20 protein-coding genes and 4 pseudogenes are annotated in these 26,107 nt (G+C 75.9%); 12 read left to right on the top strand and 12 right to left on the bottom strand.

Going from position 1 to position 26,107, the window contains the following annotated elements; all coding sequences use genetic code 11:
• Positions 1 to 40: 40 nt before the first annotated feature.
• The 7 genes from ACIP60_RS04430 to mptB all read right to left on the bottom strand — a co-directional run bounded on the left by ACIP60_RS04430 (position 41) and on the right by mptB (position 8,143).
• Complete coding sequence (locus ACIP60_RS04430; protein ID WP_400679864.1) at positions 41 to 409, bottom strand: hypothetical protein; 369 nt, start codon at positions 407 to 409, stop codon at positions 41 to 43.
• A gap of 52 nt (positions 410 to 461) precedes the next feature.
• Positions 462 to 1,127 (bottom strand): ubiquinol-cytochrome c reductase iron-sulfur subunit, encoded by a 666-nt coding sequence (locus ACIP60_RS04425; RefSeq protein WP_400679862.1) that lies wholly within the window; start codon positions 1,125 to 1,127, stop codon positions 462 to 464.
• Entirely contained in the window at positions 1,124 to 1,741 is a 618-nt protein-coding gene (locus ACIP60_RS04420) for a 4Fe-4S dicluster domain-containing protein (RefSeq protein ID WP_400679860.1), read from the bottom strand. Before ACIP60_RS04420 ends, ACIP60_RS04425 begins: the two co-directional genes overlap by 4 nt.
• 5 nt (positions 1,742 to 1,746) lie before the next feature.
• Positions 1,747 to 4,047 carry a molybdopterin oxidoreductase family protein gene (locus ACIP60_RS04415; protein ID WP_400679858.1) on the bottom strand — a complete coding sequence of 767 codons (2,301 nt, stop codon included), beginning with the start codon at positions 4,045 to 4,047 and terminating at the stop codon, positions 1,747 to 1,749.
• Positions 4,044 to 5,069: an MFS transporter gene (locus ACIP60_RS04410; protein WP_400679944.1), complete on the bottom strand. Its 1,026-nt coding sequence runs from the start codon at positions 5,067 to 5,069 to the stop codon at positions 4,044 to 4,046. The genes ACIP60_RS04415 and ACIP60_RS04410 overlap by 4 nt, the downstream gene beginning before the upstream one ends.
• Before the next feature lie 267 nt (positions 5,070 to 5,336).
• Complete coding sequence (locus ACIP60_RS04405) at positions 5,337 to 6,650, bottom strand: glycosyltransferase 87 family protein (RefSeq protein ID WP_400679855.1); 1,314 nt, start codon at positions 6,648 to 6,650, stop codon at positions 5,337 to 5,339.
• A complete protein-coding gene (gene mptB, locus ACIP60_RS04400; protein WP_400679854.1) occupies positions 6,644 to 8,143 on the bottom strand; it encodes a polyprenol phosphomannose-dependent alpha 1,6 mannosyltransferase MptB in 1,500 nt (499 codons plus the stop codon). The genes ACIP60_RS04405 and mptB overlap by 7 nt, the downstream gene beginning before the upstream one ends.
• A gap of 333 nt (positions 8,144 to 8,476) precedes the next feature.
• On the opposite strand from mptB, the pseudogene ACIP60_RS04395 reads away from it, so the two are divergent.
• The 3 genes and pseudogenes from ACIP60_RS04395 to ACIP60_RS04385 all read left to right on the top strand — a co-directional run.
• Positions 8,477 to 9,286 (top strand): annotated as a pseudogene (locus ACIP60_RS04395) (GNAT family N-acetyltransferase); the annotation flags it as partial.
• Positions 9,287 to 9,471: 185 nt separating this feature from the next.
• Positions 9,472 to 10,470, top strand: coding sequence for a lysophospholipid acyltransferase family protein (locus tag ACIP60_RS04390; protein WP_400679851.1), 999 nt, complete (start codon positions 9,472 to 9,474; stop codon positions 10,468 to 10,470).
• Between the two features lie 123 nt (positions 10,471 to 10,593).
• Positions 10,594 to 10,860, top strand: coding sequence for a metal-sensitive transcriptional regulator (locus tag ACIP60_RS04385; protein WP_100839192.1), 267 nt, complete (start codon positions 10,594 to 10,596; stop codon positions 10,858 to 10,860).
• Positions 10,861 to 11,027: 167 nt separating this feature from the next.
• Here ACIP60_RS04385 and ACIP60_RS04380 read toward each other — a convergent pair whose 3' ends face one another.
• Together ACIP60_RS04380 and ACIP60_RS04375 are read right to left on the bottom strand one after the other, a co-directional pair.
• On the bottom strand, positions 11,028 to 11,294 hold the full coding sequence (locus ACIP60_RS04380; RefSeq protein ID WP_111552137.1) for a metal-sensitive transcriptional regulator: 267 nt from the start codon (positions 11,292 to 11,294) through the stop codon (positions 11,028 to 11,030).
• Between the two features lie 203 nt (positions 11,295 to 11,497).
• On the bottom strand, positions 11,498 to 12,880 hold the full coding sequence (locus ACIP60_RS04375; RefSeq protein WP_400679847.1) for a rhodanese-like domain-containing protein: 1,383 nt from the start codon (positions 12,878 to 12,880) through the stop codon (positions 11,498 to 11,500).
• Positions 12,881 to 13,132: 252 nt separating this feature from the next.
• Here ACIP60_RS04375 and ACIP60_RS04370 point away from each other — a divergent pair, with 252 nt between their 5' ends.
• The 4 genes and pseudogenes from ACIP60_RS04370 (at position 13,133) to ACIP60_RS04355 (ending at position 15,715) form a co-directional block, all read left to right on the top strand.
• Positions 13,133 to 13,558, top strand: coding sequence for a rhodanese-like domain-containing protein (locus ACIP60_RS04370; protein WP_400679845.1), 426 nt, complete (start codon positions 13,133 to 13,135; stop codon positions 13,556 to 13,558).
• Positions 13,555 to 13,902, top strand: a pseudogene (locus ACIP60_RS04365) (TSUP family transporter); the annotation flags it as partial. The gene ACIP60_RS04370 and the pseudogene ACIP60_RS04365, both read left to right, overlap by 4 nt.
• Positions 13,903 to 14,568: 666 nt before the next feature.
• A pseudogene (locus tag ACIP60_RS04360) lies at positions 14,569 to 14,976 on the top strand (TSUP family transporter); the annotation flags it as partial.
• Positions 14,977 to 15,139: 163 nt separating this feature from the next.
• Positions 15,140 to 15,715: a rhodanese-like domain-containing protein gene (locus tag ACIP60_RS04355; protein WP_400679843.1), complete on the top strand. Its 576-nt coding sequence runs from the start codon at positions 15,140 to 15,142 to the stop codon at positions 15,713 to 15,715.
• Positions 15,716 to 15,782: 67 nt separating this feature from the next.
• Here the strand turns inward: ACIP60_RS04355 and ACIP60_RS04350 are convergent, their stop codons facing one another.
• Together ACIP60_RS04350 and ACIP60_RS04345 are read right to left on the bottom strand one after the other, a co-directional pair.
• Entirely contained in the window at positions 15,783 to 16,025 is a 243-nt protein-coding gene (locus ACIP60_RS04350; RefSeq protein ID WP_400679842.1) for a hypothetical protein, read from the bottom strand.
• Positions 16,026 to 16,169: 144 nt separating this feature from the next.
• Positions 16,170 to 17,000, bottom strand: coding sequence for a pentapeptide repeat-containing protein (locus ACIP60_RS04345; RefSeq protein ID WP_400679840.1), 831 nt, complete (start codon positions 16,998 to 17,000; stop codon positions 16,170 to 16,172).
• Between the two features lie 399 nt (positions 17,001 to 17,399).
• Here ACIP60_RS04345 and ACIP60_RS04340 point away from each other — a divergent pair, with 399 nt between their 5' ends.
• Positions 17,400 to 19,175, top strand: coding sequence for a SpoIIE family protein phosphatase (locus ACIP60_RS04340; protein ID WP_400679838.1), 1,776 nt, complete (start codon positions 17,400 to 17,402; stop codon positions 19,173 to 19,175).
• A 13-nt stretch (positions 19,176 to 19,188) separates the two neighbouring features.
• Here ACIP60_RS04340 and ACIP60_RS04335 read toward each other — a convergent pair whose 3' ends face one another.
• Entirely contained in the window at positions 19,189 to 19,860 is a 672-nt protein-coding gene (locus ACIP60_RS04335; protein WP_400679836.1) for a TetR/AcrR family transcriptional regulator, read from the bottom strand.
• Positions 19,861 to 20,033: 173 nt separating this feature from the next.
• Between ACIP60_RS04335 and ACIP60_RS04330 the strand changes: the two genes are divergently transcribed.
• From ACIP60_RS04330 to ACIP60_RS04315, 4 genes and pseudogenes are all read left to right on the top strand, one after another.
• Complete coding sequence (locus tag ACIP60_RS04330; RefSeq protein WP_400679833.1) at positions 20,034 to 22,391, top strand: glycoside hydrolase family 3 C-terminal domain-containing protein; 2,358 nt, start codon at positions 20,034 to 20,036, stop codon at positions 22,389 to 22,391.
• A gap of 154 nt (positions 22,392 to 22,545) precedes the next feature.
• Positions 22,546 to 23,691: pseudogene (locus ACIP60_RS04325) on the top strand (glycosyltransferase family 4 protein); the annotation flags it as partial.
• A 230-nt stretch (positions 23,692 to 23,921) separates the two neighbouring features.
• Positions 23,922 to 25,130 carry a glycosyltransferase gene (locus ACIP60_RS04320; RefSeq protein WP_400679831.1) on the top strand — a complete coding sequence of 403 codons (1,209 nt, stop codon included), beginning with the start codon at positions 23,922 to 23,924 and terminating at the stop codon, positions 25,128 to 25,130.
• Between the two features lie 67 nt (positions 25,131 to 25,197).
• Positions 25,198 to 26,100 (top strand): SGNH/GDSL hydrolase family protein, encoded by a 903-nt coding sequence (locus ACIP60_RS04315; RefSeq protein WP_400679830.1) that lies wholly within the window; start codon positions 25,198 to 25,200, stop codon positions 26,098 to 26,100.
• Positions 26,101 to 26,107 lie beyond the last annotated feature (7 nt).

The following is a 26,107-nucleotide window of genomic DNA, read 5'->3' as shown; positions in this document are numbered from 1 at the left end:
GGGCGGTGGTGAATCGTGACCGTCCGCAACGCCGGTGCGGTCAGCGGTCGTTGGGCGCGATCCGCCAGGCGAGCAGGACGACCAGGAAGGACGCGGCGCTGAACCCGGTGCACCACCAGGCGGTGGCCGTCTCGCCGCGCATCCAGGCGTTGGTGGCGGTGCTCAGCGCCCACAGCTGGCCGACCACGATGGTGACGCCCAGCGCCAGCCGGGCGGACAGGATCGCCGAGCGCTCGGGCTGCTGGTCGGTGCCCGCGCCGGGGCCGGGGCCGGTCGCGGAGACCCGGGGGTCGGCGTAGCCGGAGGTGGACCGGATCTGCGGGTACCGTTCGCGGACGGGCCGGTTGAGCCGCGGCTCGTCGCTGCCGGGGTGGTAGCCCTCCGGGTAGTGGCCTTCGGGGACGCTCATCCCGCACCTCCACACGTTGGTTGACGATCCGTCAGGTCGCTCCGGACGCCGGTCATCGGCCGCTCTTGCGGTTCGCGCAGCCGGCCGCCTCGGCGAGGGCCGGGTTGCGCTCGGTCAGGCCGCGGCACAGGCCGGCCTCCTCGTCCTCGCCGGAGCGGGCGGTGCCGATCGCCCACACCGCGCCCTGGGCGTCCTCGACCACCACCACCTTGGGCAGCGGGCGGGGCGGCGGGCCGCCGGTGACCTCGCCGGTGCGGGAGTCGAACTGCCCCTCGTGGCAAGGGCAGTAGAGGTCGCCGTCACTGCCGTGGTCGCGCCGCCAGAGCACCCCGCAGGCCAGGTGGGTGCAGACCGTGGAGTAGCCGACCAGGGTGCCGTCGGGCAGCCGGATCGCCATCGCCCGGTCGTCCTCGCCGGGGTAGTCGAAGCTCACCGCCTCGCCGCGCTCCAGCCGGTCGGCGACCTTCAACGGGGCGGCGGCGCCGTCCCCGTGGCGGTGCAGCACGCCGGCCGAGACGACGGTGGAGCCGACCGCCAGGCCGCCGGAGACGGTGGCGACGATCCGCAGGTAGTCGCGCCGGGTGGTCAGCGAGTCGGCGCTGATCCGGTCCTTGAGCGCGGCCCGTTCGGCCCGGAGGCCGTCGGGGTCCCCGGCGCCGTAGGGGTCCGTGGAGCCGCCGGAGCCGTACGGCTCGGGGGAGTTGCCGGGGCCGGTCACGCCCTCGCTCCGTTCCCGGGCGTGGGGCGCCCGTTGACCTCGATCAGGGTGAGCATGCCGCCGGGGACGGGGGCCCGCCGCTCCCCCGGCACCACCATGGCCACGCCGGTGGAGACCACGGTGTCGCCGAACGCGAACATCGTGGAGACGTCCACGCCGGGCCGTTCGGCCTGCAACTCCTCGACGGTGCCGTAGAACAGGGCGCCGGTGGGGCAGACCGTGGCGCACATCGGCGCCAGGCCGTAGGAGGTGCGGTCGTAGCAGAGGTTGCACTTCATCTGGAGCTTCGCCTCCAGGTCGATCTTGGGCACGCCGAACGGGCAGGCGTTGACGCAGTTCGCGCAGCCGATGCAGCGGGTCGGGTCGGCCTCCTGCACCACGCCGTCGGCGGTGATCAGGATCGCCTCGGCCGGGCAGACCTCGGCGCACGGCGCGACCGGGTCCTCGCAGTGCATGCACACGGTCGGCAGCGCGGCGACGGTGTGGCCCTCGTCCGGGTAGTCCAGGTGGATCATCGACTTGCCGCGGTGCGAGTCGCACTCGCGGCAGGCCGACACGCACGCCTGGCAGCCGATGCAGCGGCCCGGGTCGATGAAGATGGTGCGTCCGAGCATCTCGGTCAGCCCCTCTCGGCGGTGCCGCGGCCCTGCGGCGCGGTCGGCGGCAGCGGGTCGGTGCGGGAGACCTGGGTCTCGGGGTACGGTTCGCGGCCCGGCGGCACCGGCGGCGCGGGCACCGGGTCGATCCGCTCGGCCCGTTCGATCCGCACCGCGCACACCTTGTACTCGGGGATCTTCGAGCGCGGGTCCAGCGCGTCGATGGTCAGCACGTTCGCCGCCGTCGGGTAGGGCCAGTGGTAGGGCACGAAGACGTGGTCGGGGCGGATCGCCTCGGTCACCAGCGCGGGCAGCACCTCGCTGCCGCGCCGGGTCACCACCCGCACCGGCTCCCCGTTGCGGAACCCGTGCGAGGGGTGGACCTCCACCCACGGCCGGGGCGTCTGCTCGACCAGGCCGCCCAGGCGCCGGGTCTGGTTGCCGGACAGGAAGTGCGCCACGGTGCGCCCGGTGGTCAGCCGCATCGGGAACTCGTCGCTGTACGGGTCGGCCGGCGGGTGCCACTCCACCGCCTGCAGGTGCACCTTGCCGTCCGGGTGGTAGGTCCGGCCGTCCTCGAACAGCCTTGGTGTGCCCGGGTGTTCGAGGCTCGGGCAGGGCCAGGCGATGCCGCCGGTGGCCTCCAGGCGCTCGTACGTGATGCCGTAGTAGTCGATCACCGTGCCGGCCGAGGCGCGGCGCAGCTCGTCGAAGACGTCCCGGGAGCCCTCGAAGGCGAACTTGCTGCCCTCGCCGAGCCGTCGGGCGATCTCGCACAGCACCCAGGTGTCGGTGCGCACGCCCGCGGGCGGCTCCTGCGCCTTGTTGTGCTTGACCACCCGGGCCTCGGCGTTGGCCATCACGCCCTCGTCCTCGGCCCAGGTGGTGACCGGGAAGACCACGTGCGCGTTGGCGGCGGTCTCGGAGAGGAAGAAGTCGAACTGGGCGTGGAACTCCAGCCGGTCGAAACCGTCCTTCACCACCGCGTAGTTGGGCAGCGAGACGAAGGGGTTGTTGCAGACGCCGATCAGGCCGCGGATCTCGTCGCGCTGCATCTGCCAGACCATCTCCATCATCGAGGTGCCGGCCTGCGGGAGTTCGGACTCCTCGATGCCCCAGATCGCGGCGATCTGCCGGCGGTGCACCGGGTCGTTGATGGAGCGGCCGCCGGGCAGCAGGTCGGACTTCTGGCCGTGCTCGCGGCCGCCCTGGCCGTTGCCCTGGCCGGTGAGTGTGCCGTAACCGGCGCCCGGGCGGCCCAGGTTGCCGGTGGCGGTGCACAGGTTGATGACGGTCAGGCAGTTCTCCACGCCCTGGGTGTGGTGCTCGATGCCGCGCGCGTGGCAGGCCATCGCCCGCTCCGCCCGCCCGAACATCCGCGCCACCTGGACGATCTGCTCCGCGGGGACGCCGCAGATCTCGGCCGCCCGGTCGGGCGGGTACGCCGCGACGGTGGCCTTGACCTCCTCCCAACCGGTGGCGTGCTCGGCCAGGAACGCCTCGTCGGTCAGGCCCTCCGCGACGATCACGTGCAGCACGGCGTTGAAGAACGCCGCGTCCGTACCGGACTTGAGCGCGACGTGGACGTCCGCGGTGCGGGCGACCGCGGTCTCCCGGGGGTCGACCACGATCAGGGTGGCGCCCCGGTCGCGGGCCCCCCACACGTACTGGGTCAGCACCGGGAAGCACTCGCCGACGTTCGCCCCGGCGATCAGCAGGCAGTCGGTCTGCAGCATGTCGGAGAACGGGTTGCCCGCCCGGTCGATGCCGAAGGCCAGCTTGTTGGCGCCCGCCGCGCTCACCATGCACAGCCGGCCGTTGTAGTCCACGTGCCGGGTCTTCAGCGCGACCCGGGCGAACTTGCCCACCAGGTAGGTCTTCTCGGAGAACAGGCTGGCCCCGCCGAGCATCCCGAACGCGTCCCGGCCGTGCGCGGCCTGGATGCGGCGGATCTCGGCGACGGTGAAGTCCAGCGCCTCCTCCCAGCTCGCCTCCCGGAACTCCTCGTCGCGGCTGCGGCGCACCAGCGGCGCGGTCAGCCGGTCCGGGTGGTTGACCTGCTGGTAGGCGTTGATCCCCTTGGGGCACAGGCGCATCCGGTTGATGTCGTGGTTGCGCGGCTCCACCCCGAACACCTTGCCGCGCCCGTCCACCCGCAGGTACATGCCGCACTGGATGCCGCAGAAGCAGCAGTGCGTGGGAACGAGGGTCTGCTCGGTCTGGTCGGCCCGCCAGGCGGCGGCGGGCAGGCCGCCCGCGTCGCGGAAGGCGCGCGTCCCCAGCGGGGCGACGCTCGGGTCCAACGGGACGTGCTCGGTGCTCACTTGAACCCCCGCTTGACGTTCGACAGGTAGGCGTTGCCGCGCAGCACCCGCTTGCAACGGGGGCAGTACTCGGCCCACTCGTCGAAGCCCAGGCGCAGGTCGCGCATCGTGGCGCGCAGGTTGTCCACCGCCGCGACGGTGTCGATCGGCTGCCCGCAGCGCCGGCACGCCCGCAGCTCCTGGGCGTCCGAACCCTTGCGCCGCGCCGTGTACTTGAACAACTGCATGCCGACCGCGGCCGGGCGCTGCACGATGTGGAAGAACTTGCCGAACGGCAGGTAGACCAGGGTCAGCACCACCGAGGCCATGTGCAGGATCGCCAGGAACTCGTAGCCGCCGCCGTGCAGGAACATCTCCGAGAAGGTCAGCAGCAGGCCGGTGACCGAGATGGTGATCAGCGCGAGCAGCGGCAGGAAGTCGTAGCCGAAGCGCTGGCCGGTGGTCGCGGCCCGGTCGCGCATCCGCCGCCACAGGAAGTAGCCGGCGCCGCCGATCACCATCACGGCGGCCAGGTCCAGGCCGTGGTAGAGCGCCCAGCCGAGGAAGCTGCCGGAGTCGAAGCCGAACAGCTTCACGCCCCACAGCCGCATCTCGTAGCCCGGGCCGGACGCGCTGGCGGAGGTGAAGGTGAACCAGCCCCAGGTCAGCGGGAAGGTGATCGCCGCGGCCAGCAGGCAGCCCCAGAAGATCAGTTGGTGCGCGGCCCAGCGGGCGTGCGAGCGGGCGCCGAGGAACTTCTGGAAGCCCAGGTAGGTGGCGATCATCCGCGGCAGCGCGGCGGGCGAGCGTTTGAGGTTCTCCCAGGACAGCGCGGCCTTCCAGCCCTGCACGAAGAGCCGGCGGGCGGCCGGCGCGGAGACCCACACCACGTAGCGGTACACCACGCCGAAGGTCAGGAACACCGACGCCACCGCGTACGGCACCAGCGCCGAGTCGAAGTCCCGCAGGCCCCGGCTGCCCAGCACGATCGCCACCACCAGCAGCACGCCGGCCGCGGCGGCGATCACCGAGGCGCGCACCACCGTCGTCGAGCCGGGCGACGGCGCGACCGGCTCGACGCCGCCCGGGCCGAGACCGCTCCCGCCCGGACCTCCCCCGGTCGGTCTGCCCTCCGCGGGCGGCGCTGTTCCGGCCACGCGCACTCTCCTCAGCGTTCGACGGCCCACTCGGTCTGGCCTGCTCTCCGCCGGACGCTAGCGATCAGCCCCGCCCGGGGCCCGTCGACCGCACCGCCAACGGCGCGTCGCTGCGCCGGACGGGTGAGCGGGCGGCGGGGGGCGGGTCGGCGCTCATCGCCCGGCGGGGGCCGGGCGTTCCCTGAACGCGGGCGCGGGCGCGGACGTGCGGGCGGGGGTGGCGGTCCGCTCCGGTGGCTCCGGGGCTGCGGGGTCGTCCGGCTGCTCGGGGTGGTGGCGGATCGGCAGGGCGAGCAGCAGGCCGAGGGTGGTCAGGGCGTACGCGCTGCCGCCGAGGAGGGTGCCGAGGTCGCGGCCGTCGGGGTGCCAGAGCCAGACCATGCCGCTGGAGAGCACGAGGTGGAGCAGCCAGCAGAGGGCGGTCCGGGCGCGGCGGCGGCCCGGGCGGCGCGGGGCGGCACCCGTACCGGCGTCGGGGGCGGGGTCGGGGGCGGGGTCGGCGAGGACGATCAGGGCGGGCAGCATCCAGACCAGGTGGTGCACCCAGGTGATCGGGCTGACCAGGCAGCAGGCGAGGCCGGTGAGGCTGTACGCGGCGAGGGTGTCGCGGGCCGCGGCGGCGCGGTGCAGGCGGTGCGCCCAGAGCGCGAGGACGGCCAGTGCGGCGGCCACCCACAGGGCGCGGCCGGGCAGGTGGGGGCCGAGGCGGGCGATCAGTCCCTGCAGGGACTGGTTGGACATGTTGGCGAAGCCGCCGACCCGGTCGGTGTCCCAGAGCGTGGCGGTCCAGAACCGGCGGGAGACCTCCGGGGCGATCAGGAAGCCCGCGCCGGTGGCGCCGAGCGCGGTGGCGGTGGCGGTCGCGGCGGCCCGCCACTGCCGGGTGAGCAGCAGGTGGACGATGAACAGCGCCGGGGTCAGTTTGATCGCGGCGGCCAGTCCGGTGCCGACCCCGGCGAGCAACCTCCAACGGCTCTGCGTGAATTGACGGCTCGCCAATTGGCGGTCGGCGAAGACCAGGGCGACCAGCAGCAGGTTCACCTGGCCGAAGCTGAAGGTGTCGCGGACGGGGTTGGTGAGCGCGCACAGGCAGGCCGCGAGGCCGAACGCGTACCAGCGGCACCAGCCCCGGCGGCGGGCGACCGGGTCGACGAGCCAGTACAGCAGCAGGGCGGTGGCGGCGGCGGACAGCGCGACGCCGACGGCGATCGCCGGGTGCCAGCCGAGCAGGCGCATCGGCAGCATGCAGACGGCGGCGAACGGCGGGTAGGTGAAGCCGTAGGGGGTGCCGGGCCGGACGTAGTCGTAGAGCTGCCCGGTGGCGGTCCAGTGGCGCACGGCGCCGTAGTACACGCCGGCGTCGAACCAGCCGCGGTGGCCCGGGATGACCGCCAGGACCAGGCCGGTGGCCAGGACCGCGACGGCGAGGACCGCGATCCTGGCGGTGGTGGTGCCGCGGGTCAGCACGCCGGCTGCCTCTCCTGGAAGGTGATCTGACGCTCCGTCAGCAGGACGGCGACCGCCCCGACGCCCAACCCCCCGGCGGCCAGCACCAACTCGGCCTGGTCCGGCCCGAAGCCGTCCGGCATGACGGCGAAAGCCAGTGCCGCGCAGGTGAGTTCGGCCGCCCGGCGGGCCCCGGCGGTGCGCGCGGCGAACGCGGCCGGGACGACGCACCACAGGGCGTACCAGGGCCGGAAGGCCGGTCCGAGCGCGACCAGGGCCCCGAACGCGAGCGCCAGGGCCGCCGCCGGTTCGCTCCCCCGCCGCACGACCCGTGCCGCCAGCAGGCCCAGCGCCACCGCCGCCCCGACCGCCCCGAGCAGCCGGGCCGCCCCGACCGGCCCCTCCGGCGCGACCCCCAGCAGGTCGGCGGCCAGTCGGCCCAGCGCGGTGCTCGGCGACCAACTGCTCGCGGTGGCCGGGGTGGTGAGAGCACCGACCCAGCCGTAGCCGGTACCGGCCGCGGCGGTGACGGCGGCCGTGGTCGCGGCGGCGGCCACCAGGACCGTCACGGCGCAGCGCGATCGGCGCCCCCGTCCGGGGGCGTCGTCCGGGCGGCCGGCGATCCACCAGGCGACCGGGAGGGCCAGCGCGGCGGGAGCCTTGACCAGGGCCGCGAGGGTGATCAGGACGGCGGCGGGGAGCGGGCGGCGGCGGGTGGCGGCGAGCAGTCCGGCGAGCATCAGGGCGAGCGGGACGGCGTCGTTGTGCGCCCCGGCGACCAGGTGCAGCAGGACCAGCGGGTTGAGCGCCCCCAGCCGCAGCGCGCCCGCCGGGTCGGTCCCGAGGGCCCGGGCCAGAGCCGGCAGCAGGGCGGTCAGCGCGACGACGGCCAGGACGGCGGACAGCCGCAGCAGCAGGGTCCCGGCGTACGGGTGGTCGGCGAGCGGGGCGGCGACCCGCGCCAGCAGCAGGAAGCCGGGGCCGTACGGCGCGGGGGTGTGCTGCCAGACCTGGGGCACCTGCTGGGCGACGGAGCCGCCGAGCACGGCGGGCCCGTCCGCGTAGACGTCGAACCCGCCCGCCAGCATGGCGCCCTGGGCGAGGTAGCTGTAGACATCCCGGCTGAACAACGGCGGCAGGAGCAGCAGCGGGGCGGCCCACCAGCCCAGGGTGACCGCCAGCCAGCGGGTCCCGGACGGGCGGGCGGCGCGGCGGGCGGCACGGGTGGGGACGGCACGGGTGGGGACGGCGTCGGCGGGAAGAGCAGGAGCGGGAAGGGCCTCGGCGGGAAGGGCCGCGGCGGAGCGGCCGAGCAGGAGCCAGGCGGCGGTGAGGACGGCCAGGCCGGCGAAGACCAGGGTGGTGCCGGCGCCGCCGGAGGCTCGCAGGGTGGGGCCGGTGGTGGCGGCGGGTAGGGCGCCGGAGGTGAGTGCGCCGGCGGCGAGGACGAGCGAGCCCAGGAGGCCGAGCCACCGGTACCGGCTCGGGTAGGCGTTCGCGCCCGTGTTCGGCATGCCGGGAACGCTGGCAGAGCGGCGTGGCCCCGGCGGGAAGAGTCGGCGTCCGCCGGGTGGCCGGAGGGCGTCCGGCCGATGCCGTCCGCAGGCCGGGGCCGGTGCGGGGGCGCGGCGGTGCCGGAGGGGTCGAACCTGCCATTCAGCAGGTGCACATCTGGCCTCCCTCGGATGGCCACCTCAGTGCCGGGCGGGTCGGGGAGACATACGGAGGCCGCCCGCGGCCGGTACCGCCCGACCGGCGGTCCGGGTGCGAGCGCTCGTGTCGTTGCGTGTCGTCCCGTGCCGTCCGTCGCCACCCTATCGCGCCCCGAGATCCCGGAGAGTCCCGCCATGACCACCGCCCCCGCCCGCACCGGACAGGTCCACGTCCCCGTCCAGTCCTCCGCCCGGCTGTCGTCCGGCCGTCCGTCGGAGCCCCAACCGCCCTCGTACCAGCTGGTGTTCGCCCGGACCGCGGAGGACGTGGCGGCCGCGCAGCGGCTGCGCCACCGGGTCTTCGCGGACGAGCTGGGCGCGGTGCTCGACTCGCCGCTGCCCGGCCTGGACGTCGACCCGTTCGACGAGTTCTGCGACCACCTGCTGGTGCGCGAGCAGCCCACCGGCGAGGTGGTCGGCACGTACCGGCTGCTGCGGCCCGAACAGGCCCGCCGGGCGGGCCGGTTGTACTCCGACACCGAGTTCGACCTGGCCCGGCTCGGCGGGCTGCGCGAGGGCATGGTCGAGGTCGGGCGGTCCTGCATCGCCGCGGCGCACCGCGGCAACGGCGCGGTGATCAACCTGATGTGGGGCGGCATCGCCCGCTACATGACCGCCACCGGCAACGCCTGGCTGGCCGGCTGCTGCTCGATCCCGCTGGCCGACGGGGGCGCGACCGCCGCCGCGGTGTGGGACACCGTCTCGGCCAAGTACCTGGCCCCGCAGCAGTACCGGGTCACCCCGCTGCGCCCGTGGTCGGCGCAGGGCGTGGCCCGGGCCGACCGCACCCCGGTCCCGGCACTGCTGCGCGGCTACCTGCGGCTGGGGGCCTGGGTGTGCGGCGAGCCCGCGTACGACCCGGACTTCGACGTGGCGGACCTGTACGTGCTGCTGTCGCTGGAGCGCACCGACCCGCGCTACCTGCGGCACTTCCTGGCCGCGGCGGCGGACCTGCCGCTGTCCGCGATCACCGGTGGCCCGGCAGGGGCCGTCGCCGCCGACGCCCCCGCCGACGCCCTCGCCGACGGCGGAACCGCGCACGGCACCGCGCCGGGGGCCGGGCGCGGGGCGGGGAACGGGGCGAGGAACGAGGCGGGGAGCGGCGTCGCGCGCGGAACGGCGACGGCGGCGTGAGCGCCTGGCTGCCGACCGCGCCGTGCACGCCCGGTGACTGCGTGACGGTCGCCGGGCCCCGGGCGGGGGTGGTGCGCCGGGTGCTGCGGCTGGCCGGGTGCCTGGCGGTGCTGGTCACGGGGGTGCTGGCGGCCGTGCCGGTGCGCGCGCTGGCCTGGCTGCCGGCCGAACGGCTGGTGCGCTGGTGGTCGCGGCTGCTGCTGGCCGCGCTGGGCGTGCGGGTGCGGCCGATCGCCGCGCCGGGTCGGCCGGCCGGCGGTTCGCTGCTGGTCTCCAACCACGTCTCGTGGCTGGACGTCCTGCTGGTGGCGGCCGTCCGGCCGGGCCGGATGCTGGCCAAGACCGAGGTCGGCCGCTGGCCGGTGCTCGGCCCGCTGACCTCCTGGGGCGGCACCATCTTCATCGACCGGGACCGGCTGCGGGCGCTGCCCGGCACCGTCGAGGAGATCGCCGCGGCGCTGCGCCGCGGCGAGCGCGTGGTGGTCTTCCCGGAGGGCAGCACCTGGTGCGGGCGCGGCGGCGGGCGGTTCCGCCCGGCGCTGTTCGAGGCGGCGGTGCGCGCGGACGTGCCGGTGCAGCCGCTGACGCTGCGCTACCGGGGCGCGGACGGGCGGCCGAGCACCGCGCCGGCGTTCGTCGGCGAGGACGGGCTGCTGGCCTCGCTGTGGCGGGTGGTGTCGGTGCGGGGCCTGACCGCGGAGGTCGAGTTCCTGCCGCTGCTGCCGCCCGCGCTGTTCCCGGGCCGGCGGCAGCTCGCGGCGGCGGCCCAGCGGGTGGTCGACCGGCACCGCCACCCGGACGGGGCCCCGGCCGACGCGCCCGGCTGCGCGGCCTGCGTCCGCTCCGTCCCCGGCCCCCTCTCCATCCCCGCCTCCGCCTCCGTCGAGCGGCCGGTCGGTGTCCCGGGCACCACCGGGGCGGGGGCGGAGGCAGGGGCGGTGGGGGCGGTCGCCGTCGAGGCGGAGTCGGGGGTCGCGGTGGCGGCCGGGCGGTAACCGGGCAGGTCGGAGCCGGTCCGGCGGTTCGTGCACCCGCGGTGCCCGGGCGGTGGCCGGGACGGGACGGCGGGGTGTCTCCCGTATGATCGGGCGAGTTCAGAGAAGGCGAGGAGGTGCTCGATGCAGGTGGACGACGAGGCCGTCGGCGCGGTGCTGAACCGGCTGCGCCGGGCGCAGGGCCAGTTGACCGGTGTGATCGCGATGATCGAGGCCGGGCGCGACTGCAAGGACGTGGTCACCCAACTCGCCGCCGTCTCGCGCGCGTTGGACCGGGCCGGGTTCAAGATCCTCGCCAGCGGCATGCGGCAGTGCCTGGCCGAGGCGGAGGAGGGCGCCGCGCCGATGAGCGAGGCGGAACTCGAGAAGATGTTCCTGACTCTGGCCTGACCCTGGCCCGACCGGCCGGGCGCCGACCGCCACGCACCGCGCCGGAGCGCGGTGCGTCGTCGTACACCTGTCGTACGCCTGTCGTACGCCCGTCGGCCGGCCTCCGTACCCGCACCCCTGCCCGTCCGGCCGCCCGGCCGGCCGCCCGGCCGTTCGACCGGCCGGGCTCAGGCGAGGGCGAGGAAGAGCTTCTCCAACTCGGCCTCGCTCATCGGGGCGGTACCCTCCTCCGCCTCGGCCAGGCACTGGCGCATGCCGCTGGCCACGATCTTGAACCCGGCGCGGTCCAGGGCCCTGGACACGGCGGCGAGTTGGGTGACCACGTCCTTGCAGTCGCGCCCGGCCTCGATCATCGCGATCACGCCTGCCAGTTGGCCCTGCGCCCGGCGCAGCCGGTTCAGCACCGCGCCGACGGCCTCGTCGTCCACCTGCATCGGGACTCCTCCTCGTCCTCGGCGGGCGGCCGTCCGCCGCCCGCCCCGGGTTCCGTGTCGCGGATCGGACGGTGCCGGTGCACCGGGACCCGCGCCGTGACGCTCTGCTCATACCCCCTCCCGTATCAACCTCACCGGTGGACGGCGCATTCCTCTTCCGGCCCGGCGGTGAACGGACCTCGCCCGGCCGCGCCCGGGGAACGTCAGCCCGCGTCGTTCCGGGCGGCGGCCCAGGCCGCGTAGCCGCCGAGCAGGTCGGAGGTCCGCAGGTGGCCGTGGTGGCGCAGCAGGCTGGCCGCGATCGAGGAGCGGTGGCCTCCGGCGCAGTGCACGACGACGGCGCGGTCCTGCGGTATCTCGGCCAGGCGGTGCGGGAGTTCGGCGAGCGGGAGGTGGACGGAGCCGGGGACGTGCCCCTGCGCGCGCTCGCCCTCGTCGCGGACGTCGATGATCAACGGCGGTTCGGCACCGGCGAGTTCGGCGCGCAGGTCGGCGACGGTGCGGCGCGGGGCCCGGCGGGTCAGGTCGGGGGCGGTGCGGAAGGCCCGTTCGGGGTCGGCGAGGTAGCCGGCGACGCGGTCGAAGCCGATCCGGGCGAGCCGGGTGACGGTCTCCCGCTCGCGGTCCTCGGGGGCGATCACCAGCAGCGGCCAGGCCGGGTCGAGGACGGTGCCGGACTGCTCGGCGAAGCGCCCGTCGGCGGGGACGTTGACGGACCCGGCGAGGTGCCCGGCGGCGAACGCCTGCGGGTCGCGGGCGTCGACCACGACGGCGCCGTCGGCCCGGCGGCCGAGGAACTCCCCCGCGTCCAGCGGGACGGCGAGCGCGGCGGCGTCGAACAGCTCGCGGTCGCGGCGGTTGAGGTCGGCGTCGTAGCCGAAGTAGCCGGGGGCGGTGGGCTGTCCGGCGGTGACGATGGCCACGAACGCGTCCTCGGTCATCGGCGCGCAGGCGTAGTTGGTGGCGCGCTGCTGCCCGATGGTGGACTGCCGCTCGGTGGACAGGTTCTTGCCGCAGGCCGAACCCGCGCCGTGCGCGGGGAAGACCCGGACCTCGTCCGGCAGGGACATCAGCTTGCGCTGGACGCTGTCGTACAGCATCCGGCCGAGCCGGTCGGCGGTGACACCGGCGGAGGCCAACAGGTCGGGGCGGCCGACGTCGCCGACGAACAGCGCGTCGCCGGTGAGCACCCCGTACGGGACGGCGTCGGCGGCGCGCTCGCGGACCAGGACGCTGATCGACTCGGGGGTGTGGCCGGGCGTTTCGAGGATCTCCAGGACGACCTCGCCGAGGCCGATCCGTTCGCCGTCGGCGAGCCCGCGGATCGGGTACTCGGTCTCGGCGCGTCGCCCGTAGCCGATCCAGGCGCCGGTGCGGTGGGCGAGTTCGAGGTGGCCGGAGAGGAAGTCGGCGTGGAAGTGGGTGTTGATGACGCCCTCGACGGTGAAGCCGCGGGCCTCGGCCTCCGCGAGGTACTCGTCCACGTCCCGGCGCGGGTCGACCACCACGGCGCGGCCGGTGGTCTCGTCCGCGATCAGGTAGGAAGCCTGGGAGAGGCAGTCGAGGTAGTACTGGGCGAAGAACACGGAGTCCTCTTCTCTGCGTGGGGTGGGTCTCCTGCGCCGGGCGGATACCGCGTCCGGGTCTGCGGACTTCGATACCCCCATGGGTATTCTTGCAGGCGGTTTCCCGCCGACGGCCTGACCGGGTGATACGGGTGGGGGTATATGCTCGGGTCCAACGATATACCCCGGCCGGTATTTTCCCGAGGACGGCCCGCCGTCCGGGAACCCGTCGGAACACCCTCGCGCACCGCCCCGCCACCCCAGGAGGACACCGTGGCCCGGTCCCCCCAGCCGCCCGCGCCCGAGCAGATCGACCCCGCCGAGGCGCACCGCCTGGTCGCCGCGGGCGAGGCGCTGCTGCTCGACGTCCGCGAGTCCGTGGAGCACGCCGAGGTGCACGCGCCCGGCGCGCTCCTCGTCCCGCTGGGCGACTTCGGCGACTTCGACGGCGATCTCGGAGGTGGCGGTGGCGATGGCGATGGCAGTGGCGGTGGCAGTGGCGTCGAGGCGGTCCGGGCCGCGGGTGGTGGGCGGCTGGTGCTGGCGGTGTGTCGGTCCGGCAACCGTTCGCAGCGGGCCGCCGAACTGCTGAACGCGCGCGGGGTGCCGACGGTGAACGTGGTCGGCGGGATGCGCGCCTGGCGGCAGGCCGGACTGCCCGCGCACCGGGACGGATGTTGCTGCGGCGGCGCGGCATGACCACCGTCCTGCTGGCGCTGGCCGCCGGAGCGGTGGTCGGCCTGGCGCTCGGCGGCCTCGGCGGCGGCGGCAGCATGCTGGCCGTCCCCGCGCTGATCTACCTGATCGGACTGACCCCCGGCACCGCGACCACCGCCAGCCTGCTGATCGTCGCCACGACCTCGCTCACCGCCCTGGTCGCCCATGCCCGGGCCGGACGCGTCCGCTGGCGCGAGGGGCTGCTGTTCGGCGCGGCCGGCCTCCCGCTCGCCACCCTCGGCGGCGCACTCTCCCGCCACCTGCCCGCCCCGGCCCTGACCAGCGCGTTCGCCCTGCTGGCCGGCCTGGCCGCCTGGCGGATGCTGGCGGGCGGACGGGGGACGACCGCCAGCGACAGCCCCGACGGCGGGACTCTCCCGGGACCCGCACGGGCGCTGCCCGCCGCCCGCCGATCGGCGGCGGCTTCGGAGCTTGTGCCCGCCGCCGCAACGGCGGCAGCCCCCACGGGGGTGCACCCCGAGCCCTTCCCGCTCCCGACGGTCTCCGAACCGGCAGCCCGGCCCCCGGGCACCACGCGCACGCCTGATAGCGCCGAAGCAGAGGCTGCCACCGCAACGGCGACGGTCCTCGCAGGGGTGCGCCCCGAGCCCTTCCCGCTCCCGACGGTCTCCGAACCGGCAGCCCGGACCCCGGACACCACGCGCACGCCCGACGGCGCGGAAGCAGAGGCTGCCACCACAACGGCCGCAGCCCCCACGGGGGTGCACTCCGAGCCCTTCCCGCCCTCGACGGTCTCCGAACCGGTAGCCCGGACCCCGGACACCACGCGCACGCCCGACAACGCCGAAGCAGAGACCGTCACCACAACGGCCGCAGCCCCCACGGGGGTGCACTCCGAGCCCTTCCCGCCCTCGACGGTCTCCGAACCGGTAGCCCGGACCCCGGACACCACGCGCACGCCCGACAACGCCGAAGCAGAGACCGTCACCACAACAGCGGCGGCCCCTACCGGGACCGGCCCCGCGCGGTGTCCGCGTCCGGCGGGCTCCGGGCCGACGGCGCGGGTTGCCGCGGGCTCGGCGCGGCGGGCTGCGTGCGCGGGGGCCGGGTTGGGGGCGGCGACCGGGGTGCTGGGGGTCGGGGGCGGGTTCCTGGCGGTGCCCGCGCTGGTGTCCTTCCTGGGCTTCCCGATGGCCGAGGCGGTCGGCACCAGCCTGCTGGTGATCACCCTCAACTCGCTGGCCGCGCTGCTGCCCCGGATCGGCGGGGCCGCCGAGGTGCCGTGGTCGACGGTCGGGCCGTTCGCCGCCGCAGCGGTCCTCGGTGCCTGGGACGGCAAGCGGCTCGCCGCGAAACTGTCCGGCCGCACGCTGCAACGGCTGTTCGCCGGTGCGCTGCTCGCCGTCGCCGCCCTGATGCTGGTGGACGCCGCGCTCTGACGCCGTGCTCTGACGCCGCGCTCCGGCACCCCGCGCCCGCCGCCCCCGTACGGCCGCGCGTCTCCCGCCCCGCCCACGCCTCCCCCCTTGCCCCCTTGCCCCCTTGCCTCCCGGCCGTCCGTACGCGCCGGGCCGTCTCCTCCCGAAGGGTTCACCCGTTCCGATGACCACGCCCCTGACCGTCGACCAGCTCCAGCCCCGCCTGCACCGGCTGACCGTGATCGACGTCCGTTCGCCCGGCGAGTTCGCCGGCGGCCACATCCCCGGTGCCCACAACGTGCCGCTCGACCGGCTGGCGGAGGCCGTGCCCGCGCTGCGGGCCGCCGCCGGACGCGGTGAGCTGGCCGTCACCTGCGCGTCCGGCGCCCGCGCGCTGCACGCCTGCGAGCAGTTGGCGGCGGTCGGCGTGCAGACGCTGCTCGTCGACGGCGGCACGGCCGCCTGGGCGGCCAACGGCGGGGCGCTGAACCGGGTGCCGGGCCGGCCGGTCCGCTGGGCGATGGATCGGCAGGTCCGGCTGGTGGCCGGTTCGCTGGTGCTGGCGGGCCTCGTCGTCGACGTCGCCGTCCCGGGGGTGCGGTGGGTGTCGGCCGCGGTCGGCGGCGGCCTGCTGTTCTCGGCCGTCAGCAACACCTGCGCGATGGGCTCGCTGCTGGGCAGGCTCCCCTACAACCGCCCGCGCGACTCCGGTGCCGAGCTGGACGCGACGCTCGCCGCGCTGCGCGACGGCGGCAGGTGACGCGTCCGGACCGACGGTCCGCCGGGCCCCGCCCCACCCGTCGGCGCGGCCACCGCCGAACGGCCGTTCAGCGTTCGGCGACGGCCGCGCCCTGGGGGCTGGACGTGGCGGTGGTGGCGGTCGGGGTGCAGGAAGCGGCGGGGGCTGCGGTGTTGTAGTGGCTGGCCAGCCAGAAGCCGGCCAGCAGGCCCGCCACGCCGAGCGTCTTGTGGCGGTTGCGCTTCCACCACGAGGGCGTGCCGGCGGCCATGAACCGCAGTTGGGTGAAGTCCGGATGCTCGCTGGGTGGTGCGTCCTTGAACATTCCCATCGCGGATGATCCTCCTCTCGCGTCGGGGAGTTCATGACCATACGCCCGGTTCCGCCCGGACCGCAGGCAATTAATCCCGATTCAGGGGTCCACGCGCGCCCCCGCGCGCCCCCTCCCGCGCTCTCCCCGTCCTCCCGGCGGGGCTCACCAGTGCGCGGGGTGGGCCAGCGCGGCGCCGACGCGGGTGGTGGAGTCGCCCTTGGCGGCGTTGAGTTGGGACTGGGTGAGGAACAGCGCCCCGGTCAGGTCGGCACCCCGTAGGTCGGCGTCGCGCAGGTCCGCGCCGATCAGGTCGGCGTCGCGCAGGTCCGCGCCGGACAGGTCGGCCGCGATCAGGTAGGCGCCGCGCAGGTTGGCCCCGCGCAGGTCCGCGCCGCGCAGGCGAGCCCCGATCAGGTCGGCGCCGCGGTGGTTGCGCTTCTTTCCGGGCAGCGCGTTCCGGGTCAACTCGCTCGCCTTCAGCAGGAGTTCGCTGGTCTCGGCCCGGATCGCGGGCACGTCGGCGGCGAGCAGTGCGGCGGCGTCCCGCCTGGTCAGCTGCTCGATCCCGTCGAGCGCCCGACGCAGTTCGGGGTGCACCGGCCGGGCTTTCGGCAGCTCCAGCGCCTCGGTCAAGTACCAGAGCAGCTCCTGGAGTTGGCGCATCACCGGGAAGGTCTCGAACACCTGCCGGGCGGTGTCCGGGTCCTCGCGCCAGCTGCGTCCGCCGAAGGTGTGCTGGGAGAGCTTCTGCCCGGCGCCGAAGCAGTCGAACACCGTGCAGCCCTGGTAGCCGCGCCCGCGCAGCTCGGTGTGGATGCCGCAGCGGTAGTCGGCCTGGAGGTTGTGGCAGGGCGTGCCCGCGTTCTTGTTCGCCGCGAAGTCCGCGGACTTGGCGAAGGGCAGGGCGACGCAGCACAGGCCGAAGCAGGCGGAGCAGTCGGCGAGCAGGTCGAGTCGACGGCCGGTCGGGGCGGGGTGCTGCTGGTCGGTCACGGTACGGGTTCTCCTGCGGCGGGGGATCGAACGGTCCATTCTCCCTGCCCGGTCGGCCGCCCACCGCCACGGGTGTCGCGGCCGACCGCGACGGGCACCGCAGTCACCGGGACACGCCGCGGGCTAGGACGCCGCCGAGCGCCCCCGGGCGGGCCGCATCCGCCGGCAGGGCGGTCCGAATCCGTCGGAGAACGGTGAGGAGAACGGTCGAGCCCGGCGAAAACCCCGCCCCGACGGATGCCCGCACCGTGTCGGGTTCGGATCCGGGCGGGTTCGCCGAGTAGGGTGCGGTCCCCGGGTGCGGATCACCCGGGAGGCGGGACACCGGGCCGCGCGGTACGACGGCGCGCCGGGCCCGCCGACGGCTCCACGGGGGACGTGGTGAGGGAGGGATCACGGGTGCGGCCCGAGTCGGCGGGCGACAGCTCGACGGATTCGCTGCTCACGACCGCCTCCGCGGCCCTGCGGGTGGACCGCGACGCGCTGACCGGCGCCCTGCTCGGGCAGCTGCCCGTGGCGGTGGCGGTGCTCGACACGGAGCTGCGCTGGCGCTACCTGAACACGACGTTCCAGCAGGTCACCGGCGTGTCGCCGACGGCCGTCCTGGGCCGGGCCGCCGACCGGCCGGACCCTGCCGTCCCGCGCGTCCTGGCCGACGGGCGACCGCGTTCGGGCACCTTCGCCGGGCGGCCCGCCGACTTCCGCCGGCTGGAGGTCGGCGGCGCGCCGACCGGAGTGCTGGTCGTCCTGCCGGGCGGCGCCGACGCCCACCGGGCCGAACTCGAACGCGTCCGGGCCCGGTTCGCCCTGCTGGAGGCCGGTTCGGAACGGATCGGCACCACCCTCGACCCGGACACCACCTGCGCGGAACTCGCCGCGTTCGCCGTCCCCGGCTTCGCCGCCCTCGCCCTGGTCGACGTCCTGCCGCTCGACACGCCCGACAGCGCCGCACCCGGCACCGCCGCCCCCGGCACCGCCGCGCCACGCCCGGACGCCGACCCGAAGCGGGGACGAGAGCGGGACCAGGAACGGGACCAGGAACAGGAGCAGAAACAGGAGCGGGACCGGTCGCGGCTGCGGTTGCGGCGGGCCGCCGCCGCCGGCGGCCCGGCCCGGCCCGGCGCGCCGCCGCCCGCCCCGGTCGGCGGGGCGGTGCGGCACCGGCCCGGCTCGGTGGCCGCCCGGGCGCTCGCCGAGGGCCGCCCGGTGGCCGCCAACCTGCTGTCCGGCGAGGAGCTGGCGGCGCTGGTCCCGGACGGGGCCGCCCTGTCCGCCTGCCGGAGTGCCGGAGTGGACTGCCTGCTCGCCGTCCCGCTGATCGCCCGCGGCCGTCCGATCGGCGTGCTCACCCTGGCGCGGGCGCACGGCAGTTCGCTCGGGTTCACCGACGAGGACACCGAGCTGCTCGCCGCGATCGCCGGGCGCGCCGCGCTCACCCTCGACCACGCCCGGCGCTACGCCCGCTCGCAGGACACCGCCCTGGAACTCCAGCGGGCGCTGCTCGCCGAACCCGGCAGCCCGCACCCCAACCTCGAACTCGCCTCCCGCTACCTGCCGTCCGGGATCGCCTCGGTGGTCGGCGGCGACTGGTACGAGACGGTGCGGCTGCCGTTCGGGCGGACGCTGCTGGCCATGGGCGACGTGATGGGGCACGGCGTGGAGGCCGCCGTCGACATGAGCAACTACCGTTCCACGCTGCGCTACGTCGCCGCGATGGACCTGCCGCCGCACCGCATCCTGCGCCAGCTCGACGCGCTGATCGCCGAGCAGGAGAACGCCCGCCCCGCGACCTGCGTGCTGGCCCTCGCCGACCCGGCCCGCGCCCGCTGGACCCTCGCCAGCGCCGGGCACCTGCCGCCCGCCCTGCTCACCCCGCACGCCACCGAGCTGATCGAGGTGCCGACCGGCCCGCCGCTGGGCACCGGCGTCGGCGGCTACGAGCAGACCGTCGTCGAGCTGCGCGCCGACCACGCCCTGCTGCTCTACACCGACGGCCTGGTCGAACGGCGCGGCGAGGACATCGACGTCTCGCTCGCCCGCCTCTCCGCGCTCCGCCTCCCCGCCGACGGCCCCCTCGACTCCCTGCTCGACGGCACCCTCGCCGCCCTGGCTCCGGACGCCGCCGAGGACGACATCGCCCTGCTGGCGGCCCGGGTCCGCCACCGGCCGTCCTGACCAGGGGCGGGCGTCACCGTCCCAACAGGCGCCAGAAGTAGGAGAGTTGCTCGGCCATGTCGATCTCGGGATCGTACTGCCACTGCATCTGCAACCCGTCGATGAGCGCGAAGACCAGCACCGCGAGGCGGTCCGCGTCGATGCCCGCGGGCAGTTCCCCGGCGGCCTGGCTCGCCCGGATCGCTTCGGCGCCGCCCGCCCGGACGTCGCGGTAGCGGTCGCGGAAGTAGGCGTGGGCGGGGTGGTCGGGTTCGACGGCCTCGGCGGAGAGCCGCGAGAACAGCTGGACCAGGCCCGGGACTTCGGCGTTGTGCCGCTGGAGCGCGGCGAGCGCCCCTACCAGGTCGGGCGGGAACCCGGCGTCCTCCGGGCCGCTCCCGCCGTCCTCGCCGTTTCCACCGCCCGCGCCGTTTCCACCGCCCGCGCCGCTCCCGTCGGCCCTGCCGCTCGCCCCGGTGGCCGCCCGCAGGTCGACCAGGTCGCGGCGGCGCAGGATCTCGACGAAGAGCTGTTCCTTGCTGCCGAAGTAGTGCAGCAGACCGGTCTGGCTGAGGCCGACGGCCTGGGCCAGTTCGCGCACGGTGGCGCGGCTGTAGCCGACCCGGGCGACGATCTCCAGCGCGGTGTCGAGGATCTCCTCGCGCTTGGCGATGCCCTTCGCGTAGGAGCCACGTGGTCGAGCCATGCGGACGACTCTACGCCACCGTCCGCCACGGGAAGTGACCTGGTCGCGGTGCTTGTGACACGAAAACCGAATGTCGTACTGTTTTTGTGTTCGGCAGGGTGGCCGACCGTCCCCGGCAGTGCCCGGGCCGCCGCCCCGCCCCGGCGCGCCCCGCACTCCCCGAGGAGACCCCCGTGACCGCTCTCGGCCCCACCGACCCCGTCGGCTCCACTGACTCCACCGGCCCCAGCGACCCCAATGGCTCGACCGGCCCCGCCGACCTCGCCGCCGCGTCGGCGGACCTCTCGCTCGCGGAGCGCGCCGCGCTCGGCAGCGGGGCGGGCTTCTGGACCACCAAGGCCGTCGGCCCCGTCCCGGCCCTCACCCTGACCGACGGACCGCACGGCGTACGGCTCCAGGACGACCGGGCCGGGGAGAGCGACCACCTGGGCCTCGCGGCCAGCCGCCCGGCGACCTGCTTCCCGCCCGCCGTCGGCCTCGGCCAGAGCTGGGACGCCGAACTGGTCGCCGAGGTCGGCCGGGCGCTGGGCACGGAGGGCCGGGCGCTGGGCGTGGACGTGCTGCTCGGCCCGGGCGTGAACATCAAGCGGGACCCGCGCTGCGGCCGCAACTTCGAGTACTACTCGGAGGACCCCCGGCTCACCGGCACCCTCGCCAGCGCCTGGGTGCGCGGCCTCCAGAGCACCGGCGTCGGCGCCTCGCTCAAGCACTTCGCCGCCAACAACACCGAGCACGACCGGATGCGCTCCAGCTCCGACGTCGCCGCCCGCCCGCTGCGCGAGGTCTACCTGCGGGCGTTCCAGCAGGTCGTCCAGCAGGCGCAGCCGTGGACGGTGATGTGCGCGTACAACCGGATCAACGGCACCTACGCGGCCGAGAACCGCTGGCTGCTCACCGAGGTGCTGCGCGGCGAGTGGGGCTTCGACGGGGCGGTGGTCAGCGACTGGGGCGCCGTCCAGGACCGGGTCGCCTCGGTGGCCGCCGGGCTCGACCTGGAGATGCCCGGCACCGGCGGCACCACCGACGCGCAGGTGGTCGCGGCCGTCGAGGCCGGCGCACTGGACGCCGACGCGGTCGCCGCGGCCGCCGCCCGGACGGTCGCGCTGGCCGCCCGTGCCCTGGCCGGACGCGCCCTGCCGGTCGGTCCGTTCGACCCGGACGCGCACCACGCGCTGGCCCGCCGGGTCGCCGCGCACTGCGTCGTGCTGCTCAAGAACGACCCCGTCGACGGTGCGCCCGTGCTGCCGCTCACCGCCGAGCGTCCGCTCGCCGTGCTCGGCGCGTTCGCCACCGAGCCGCGCTACCAGGGCGGCGGCAGCTCGCACGTGAACCCGACCCGGCTCGACGTCCCGCTGGCGGAGATCCGCGCCCTGGCCGGGGCGGCCGAGGTGGTCCACGCGCCGGGCTTCACCACCGACGGCACCGGCGACGCCGCCGCGCTGCGGGCCGAGGCGGTCGCGGTGGCCGCCGCCGCCGACACCGCGGTGCTCTTCCTCGGGCTGGCCGCCCACCAGGAGTCCGAGGGCTTCGACCGCGAGCACATCGAACTTCCTTCCGAGCAGCTGGAGTTGCTGGCCGAGGTGGTCCGCGTCCAGCCGCGCACGGCGGTGGTCCTCAGCCACGGCGGCGTGCTGCGGCTGGCCCCCGTCACCGCCGCCCCCGCCCTGCTGGACGGCGCGCTGCTCGGCCAGGCGGCCGGCGGCGCCCTCGCCGACGTGCTGTTCGGCCGGGTCAACCCGTCCGGCCGGCTCACCGAGACCGTCCCCGTCCGGCTCCAGGACACCCCCGCCTACCTGGACTTCCCCGGCGAGCACGGCCACGTCGCCTACGGCGAGGGCCTGTTCGTCGGCTACCGCTGGTACGACGCCCGGGACATCGCGGTCACCTTCCCGTTCGGGCACGGCCTGTCCTACACCGAATTCAGCTACCAAGGGCTGGAGTTGGCCGCCGACGCGGAGGGCATCCGGGCGTCCGTCACGGTCACCAACACCGGCGGGCGGGCCGGGCGCGAGGTCGTCCAGTTCTACGTCGCCAAGCCCGGCTCGGCAGTGGTCCGCCCGCCGCGCGAGCTCAAGGGCCACGCCACCATCACCCTGGAGCCCGGCGCGAGCGGGCGCGTCGAGGTCCTGCTGCCGCGCGCCGACCTGGCGTACTGGGACACCCGGGCCGGGCGCTGGATCGTCGAGGGCGGCGGGTACGAGGTGCTGGCCGCCGCGTCCAGCCGCGACCCGCGGGCCACCAGCAGCATCGAACTCGCCGGGGACGAACTGGAGTTGCCGCTGACGCTGGACTCCACGCTCGGCGAGGTGATGGCCCTGCCCGGCGCGGCCGAGACGCTCGGCGCCCTGCTGCCGCTCCCCCAGGGCGCCGGCGGCAACGGGGCCGGCGGCGGGAACGGCGGCGGCGACGGCCTGGGCGTCGACCTGGCCCGGATGATGGCCTCCGTCCCCGTCCGCCGCCTGGTCAGCTTCGCCGGCGGCGCGGTCACTACAGCCGACCTGGAACGCCTGCTGGCCCACCTCCAGTCCTGACCTCGGGTCCCCCCGTCCCATCGGCCGCGCGGGCCGGGGCCGGGGGCCGCCCGGCGTCGACATTCACACACCCGTGCGGAAATGGCGGCAGACGTTCGTCTGCGCGAAAGATCCCTTTGGCTGCCCGCACGCCCGGGTTGGCAACAACGTTGGCATGCGAGTCGCCATCGTCACCGAGTCCTTCCCGCCCGAGGTCAACGGCGTGGCCCACAGCGTGCTGAGGGCTGCCGAGCACCTCGTCCGGCGGGGCCACCAGCCCCTGGTGATCACCCCCGCCCCGGCCCGGGGTGCGCACTGCCCGCCGCAGTCCTTCGGCCCGGACCGGGAGCCGCTGCCGGTGGTGCGCGTCCCGTCCGTGCCGCTGCCCCGCTACCCGCAGGTGCGCATCGCCCTGCCCAGCCGCAGGCTGGCCGCCGCGCTGACCGCCCACCAGCCGGACGTGGTGCACCTGGCCAGCCCGTTCATCCTCGGCGCCCGGGCCGCCCGGCTCACCGAGCGGCTGGACCTGCCGACCGTGGCGGTGTACCAGACCGACCTGGCGGGGTACGCGCAGGCGTACCGGATGGGCCGGGGCGTCGGCTCGGCGATCGCCTGGGCGCGGATCCGCTCCGTGCACCGGGCCGCCGCCCGCACCCTGGCGCCGTCGACCCCGGCCGCGCAGGACCTGACGGCGCACGGGGTGCGCCAGGTCCGGATCTGGGCGCGCGGCGTGGACTCGGCGCGCTTCCACCCGGAGCACCGCGACGAGGCGCTGCGCCGTGCGCTGGCCCCCGGCGGCGAGGTGCTGGTGGGGTACGTCGGACGGCTCGCCCCGGAGAAGCGGGTCGACCTGCTGGCGGAGGCGGGCCGGCTGCCCGGCGTGCGGGTGGTGGTGATCGGGGACGGCCCGAGCGCACCGGCGTTGCGGGCCGCGATGCCCGGCGCGGTGTTCCTGGGACGCCGTACGGGGGCCGAACTCGCCCGCTGCTTCGCCTCGTTGGACCTGTTCGTGCACACCGGCCCGCTGGAGACCTTCTGCCAGACCATCCAGGAGGCGATGGCCAGCGGCGTACCGGTGGTCGCCCCGGCGGTCGGCGGCCCGCTCGACCTGGTCGGCCACCGGCGCACCGGGCTGCTGGTCGCCCCGCGCGACGCGGGTGCCGTCGCCCGCGCCGTCGCCGACCTCGCCGCCTCGGCCGAACTGCGCGCCCGGTACGGCGCGGCGGGCCGGGCCGAGGTCACCGGCCGGACCTGGGAGGCGGTCGGCGACCAGCTGATCCGGCACTACGAGGAGGTGCTCGCCGCGCACCGCGACCGCGTCCGGGACCTCCACCCCGACCTCGACCTCCACCCCGACCTCGACCGCGACCGGAACGCCGCACCCGCCGCCGCCCTCGCTCCCGTTCCCGCTCCCTCCCCGGTGGCCGCCGCCCCCGTGGCCGAACCGGCCGCGCAGCCGCTCCTGGGCGGCGTCCCGGCACCCCGCCGCCCCGACGGCCCCCTTCCCACCCCCACCTCCCCCGCTCCGCTCTCGGTCGAGGAGCAGCCCGCGTGAACCGTGAAACGGCCCGTCCGGACGGCGGGTTGTGCATCGTCCGGGTGGCGAACTTCGTCACCCCGTTCTCGGGCGGGCTGCGGACCGCGCTGCGCCACCTCGGGGCCGGGTACCTGGCGGCGGGCCACCGGCCCGTGCTGGTGGTGCCGGGGCCGGTCCGCACCGACGAGTGGACCGAGCAGGGGCGGGTGATCACCCTGCCCGGTCCGCGCGTCCCGGGCACCGGTGGCTACCGGGTGCTCTACGGCAGGAGGCAACTGTCCGCGCTGCTGGAGGAGTTGGCGCCGGACCGGCTGGAGGTCTCGGACCGCACCACGCTGCGCTGGACGGGCGGGTGGGCGCGGGCGCACGGGGTGCGCTCGATGATGGTCTCGCACGAGAGCGCCACCGGGGTGCTCGGCGCGTGGGGGGTTCCGCCCGGCACCGCGCGGCGGCTCGCGGACCGGCTCAACTCCCGTACCGCGCAGGGCTATGACACGGTGCTGTGCACCACGGCGTGGGCGGCCGAGGAGTTCGAGCGGATCGGCGCCGGGAACGTCGAGCGGGCACCGCTGGGGGTGGACCTGGAGGTGATGCGGCCCGAGTGCCACGACCCTTCGCTGCGGGCGGAGTTGGCCGATCCGCGGCAGGTGCTGCTGGTGCTGTGCTCGCGGCTGTCGGGCGAGAAGCGGCCCGAGCGGGCGCTGGAGGCGCTGGCCGAATTGCGCCGCCGGCACCGCGTCCCGGCCGTGCTCGCGGTCGCCGGGACGGGTCCGCTGCGCGGCCGGTTGGAACGCCGGGCGGCCGAACTGAGGCTTCCGGTCAGGTTCCTGGGCCACCTCGCGGCACGCTCCGAGGTGGCGGCCCTGCTGGCCACGGCGGACGCGGTGATCGCGCCCGGTCCGGTGGAGACCTTCGGCCTGGCCGCCCTGGAGACGCTGGCCTGCGGCACCCCCGTCGCGGTCAGCCGGTCCTCGGCCCTGCCCCGGGTGGTCGGCCGGGCCGGACTCGCGGCGGCCGACACGGGGGCCGGATTCGCCCTCGCGCTACGGGAGTTGCTGGACCGCCCGGAGGCGGAACGGCGGGCCGCCGCCCGCGCCCGGGCGGAGGAGTTCAGCTGGGAGGCCGCCACCGCCGCCTTCCTCGCCGCCCACCGGGCACCCGCCACCCCCCGGTGCCCCGGCCCGCCACCGGCTCCGTCCCCTTCCGCCAGCACGGCCGGGTGACACAGCCCGCCAACCACCTTCACCCGCACCAGGGTTCAGCCACCTTCCCAGCCCCCGGAGGGACGTGATGACGGTTCGATTCGCTGCGCTCGGCGACTCCCTGACCGAGGGGGTCGGCGATCCGGTACCGGGCGGGTGGCGGGGCTGGGCGGCCCTGCTCGCGCCCGCCCTGTCGCCGGACCCCGTCGAGTTCCGCAACCTGGCCAACAGCGGCGCGCTCAGCCGCGACCTGTTGGTCTCCCAACTGCCTGCGGCGCTCGCCCTGCGTCCCCGGTACGCGGCGGTGCTGGTCGGCGGCAACGACACCCTGCGGTCCTCCTTCGACCTGGAGTCGACGGCCCGCCGGTTCGCCTCCGCCCTCTCCTCGCTGACCGCGATCGGGGCGCTCCCGCTGACCGCCTGCCTGCCCGACCCGGGACGGCTGCTGGGGCTGCCCGCCCCGCTGGCCCGACCGCTGGCCCGGCGGATGCGGGGCGTCAACGCGGTGGTGCACGCGCTGTCCGCGCACTACGGGGCCGCCCACCTGCACCTCGCGGACCTGCCCTGGACGCGGCAGCGGGAGCTGCTGAGCGTGGACCGGCTGCACCCGAGCGCCGCCGGGCACCAGCTGATCGCCCGGGAGTTCCACGCCCTGCTCGCCGCCGCCGGCCACCCGGTCGGCACGGCACCCGCCCACCTGCCGGTGACGGCCCCCGGCCCCGGGGCCGACCTGTGGTGGATGGCCACCCGGGGCACCCGCTGGGTGGCGGCCCGCTCGACCGACCTCCTCCCGGGCCTGCTCACCCTGGCCGCCACGGAGACCCGCCACCTCCTGCGCGGCTCCGCCCGCCACCTCGACCACACCGCGGCCCGCACCGCCACCGCGATCACCGCCCGCCTGACCACCTCCCCGACACCGGCGCCCGCGCCCTCACCTTCCCTCTCCCCCTCTCGCGCCCGCACGCCGACAGGCGCCCCCGCCAACGGCTAGGGTGTGT

It is taken from the genome of Kitasatospora sp. NPDC088783 (genome assembly GCF_044750705.1).
Lineage (GTDB): Bacteria > Actinomycetota > Actinomycetes > Streptomycetales > Streptomycetaceae > Kitasatospora > Kitasatospora fiedleri.
This window is presented reverse-complemented; position numbering and strand designations above follow the sequence as displayed.

Excerpts from the sequence above, each read along its gene's own strand:
- ACIP60_RS04315 (WP_400679830.1), top strand. The coding sequence starts at position 25,198 with ATGACGGTTCGATTCGCTGCGCTCGGCGACTCCCTGACCGAGGGGGTC.
- ACIP60_RS04335 (WP_400679836.1), bottom strand. The coding sequence starts at position 19,860 with ATGGCTCGACCACGTGGCTCCTACGCGAAGGGCATCGCCAAGCGCGAG.
- ACIP60_RS04385 (WP_100839192.1), top strand. The coding sequence starts at position 10,594 with ATGCAGGTGGACGACGAGGCCGTCGGCGCGGTGCTGAACCGGCTGCGC.
- ACIP60_RS04430 (WP_400679864.1), bottom strand. The coding sequence starts at position 409 with ATGAGCGTCCCCGAAGGCCACTACCCGGAGGGCTACCACCCCGGCAGC.
- ACIP60_RS04380 (WP_111552137.1), bottom strand. The coding sequence starts at position 11,294 with ATGCAGGTGGACGACGAGGCCGTCGGCGCGGTGCTGAACCGGCTGCGC.
- ACIP60_RS04350 (WP_400679842.1), bottom strand. The coding sequence starts at position 16,025 with ATGGGAATGTTCAAGGACGCACCACCCAGCGAGCATCCGGACTTCACC.
- ACIP60_RS04420 (WP_400679860.1), bottom strand. The coding sequence starts at position 1,741 with ATGCTCGGACGCACCATCTTCATCGACCCGGGCCGCTGCATCGGCTGC.
- ACIP60_RS04355 (WP_400679843.1), top strand. The coding sequence starts at position 15,140 with ATGACCACGCCCCTGACCGTCGACCAGCTCCAGCCCCGCCTGCACCGG.
- mptB (WP_400679854.1), bottom strand. The coding sequence starts at position 8,143 with ATGCCGAACACGGGCGCGAACGCCTACCCGAGCCGGTACCGGTGGCTC.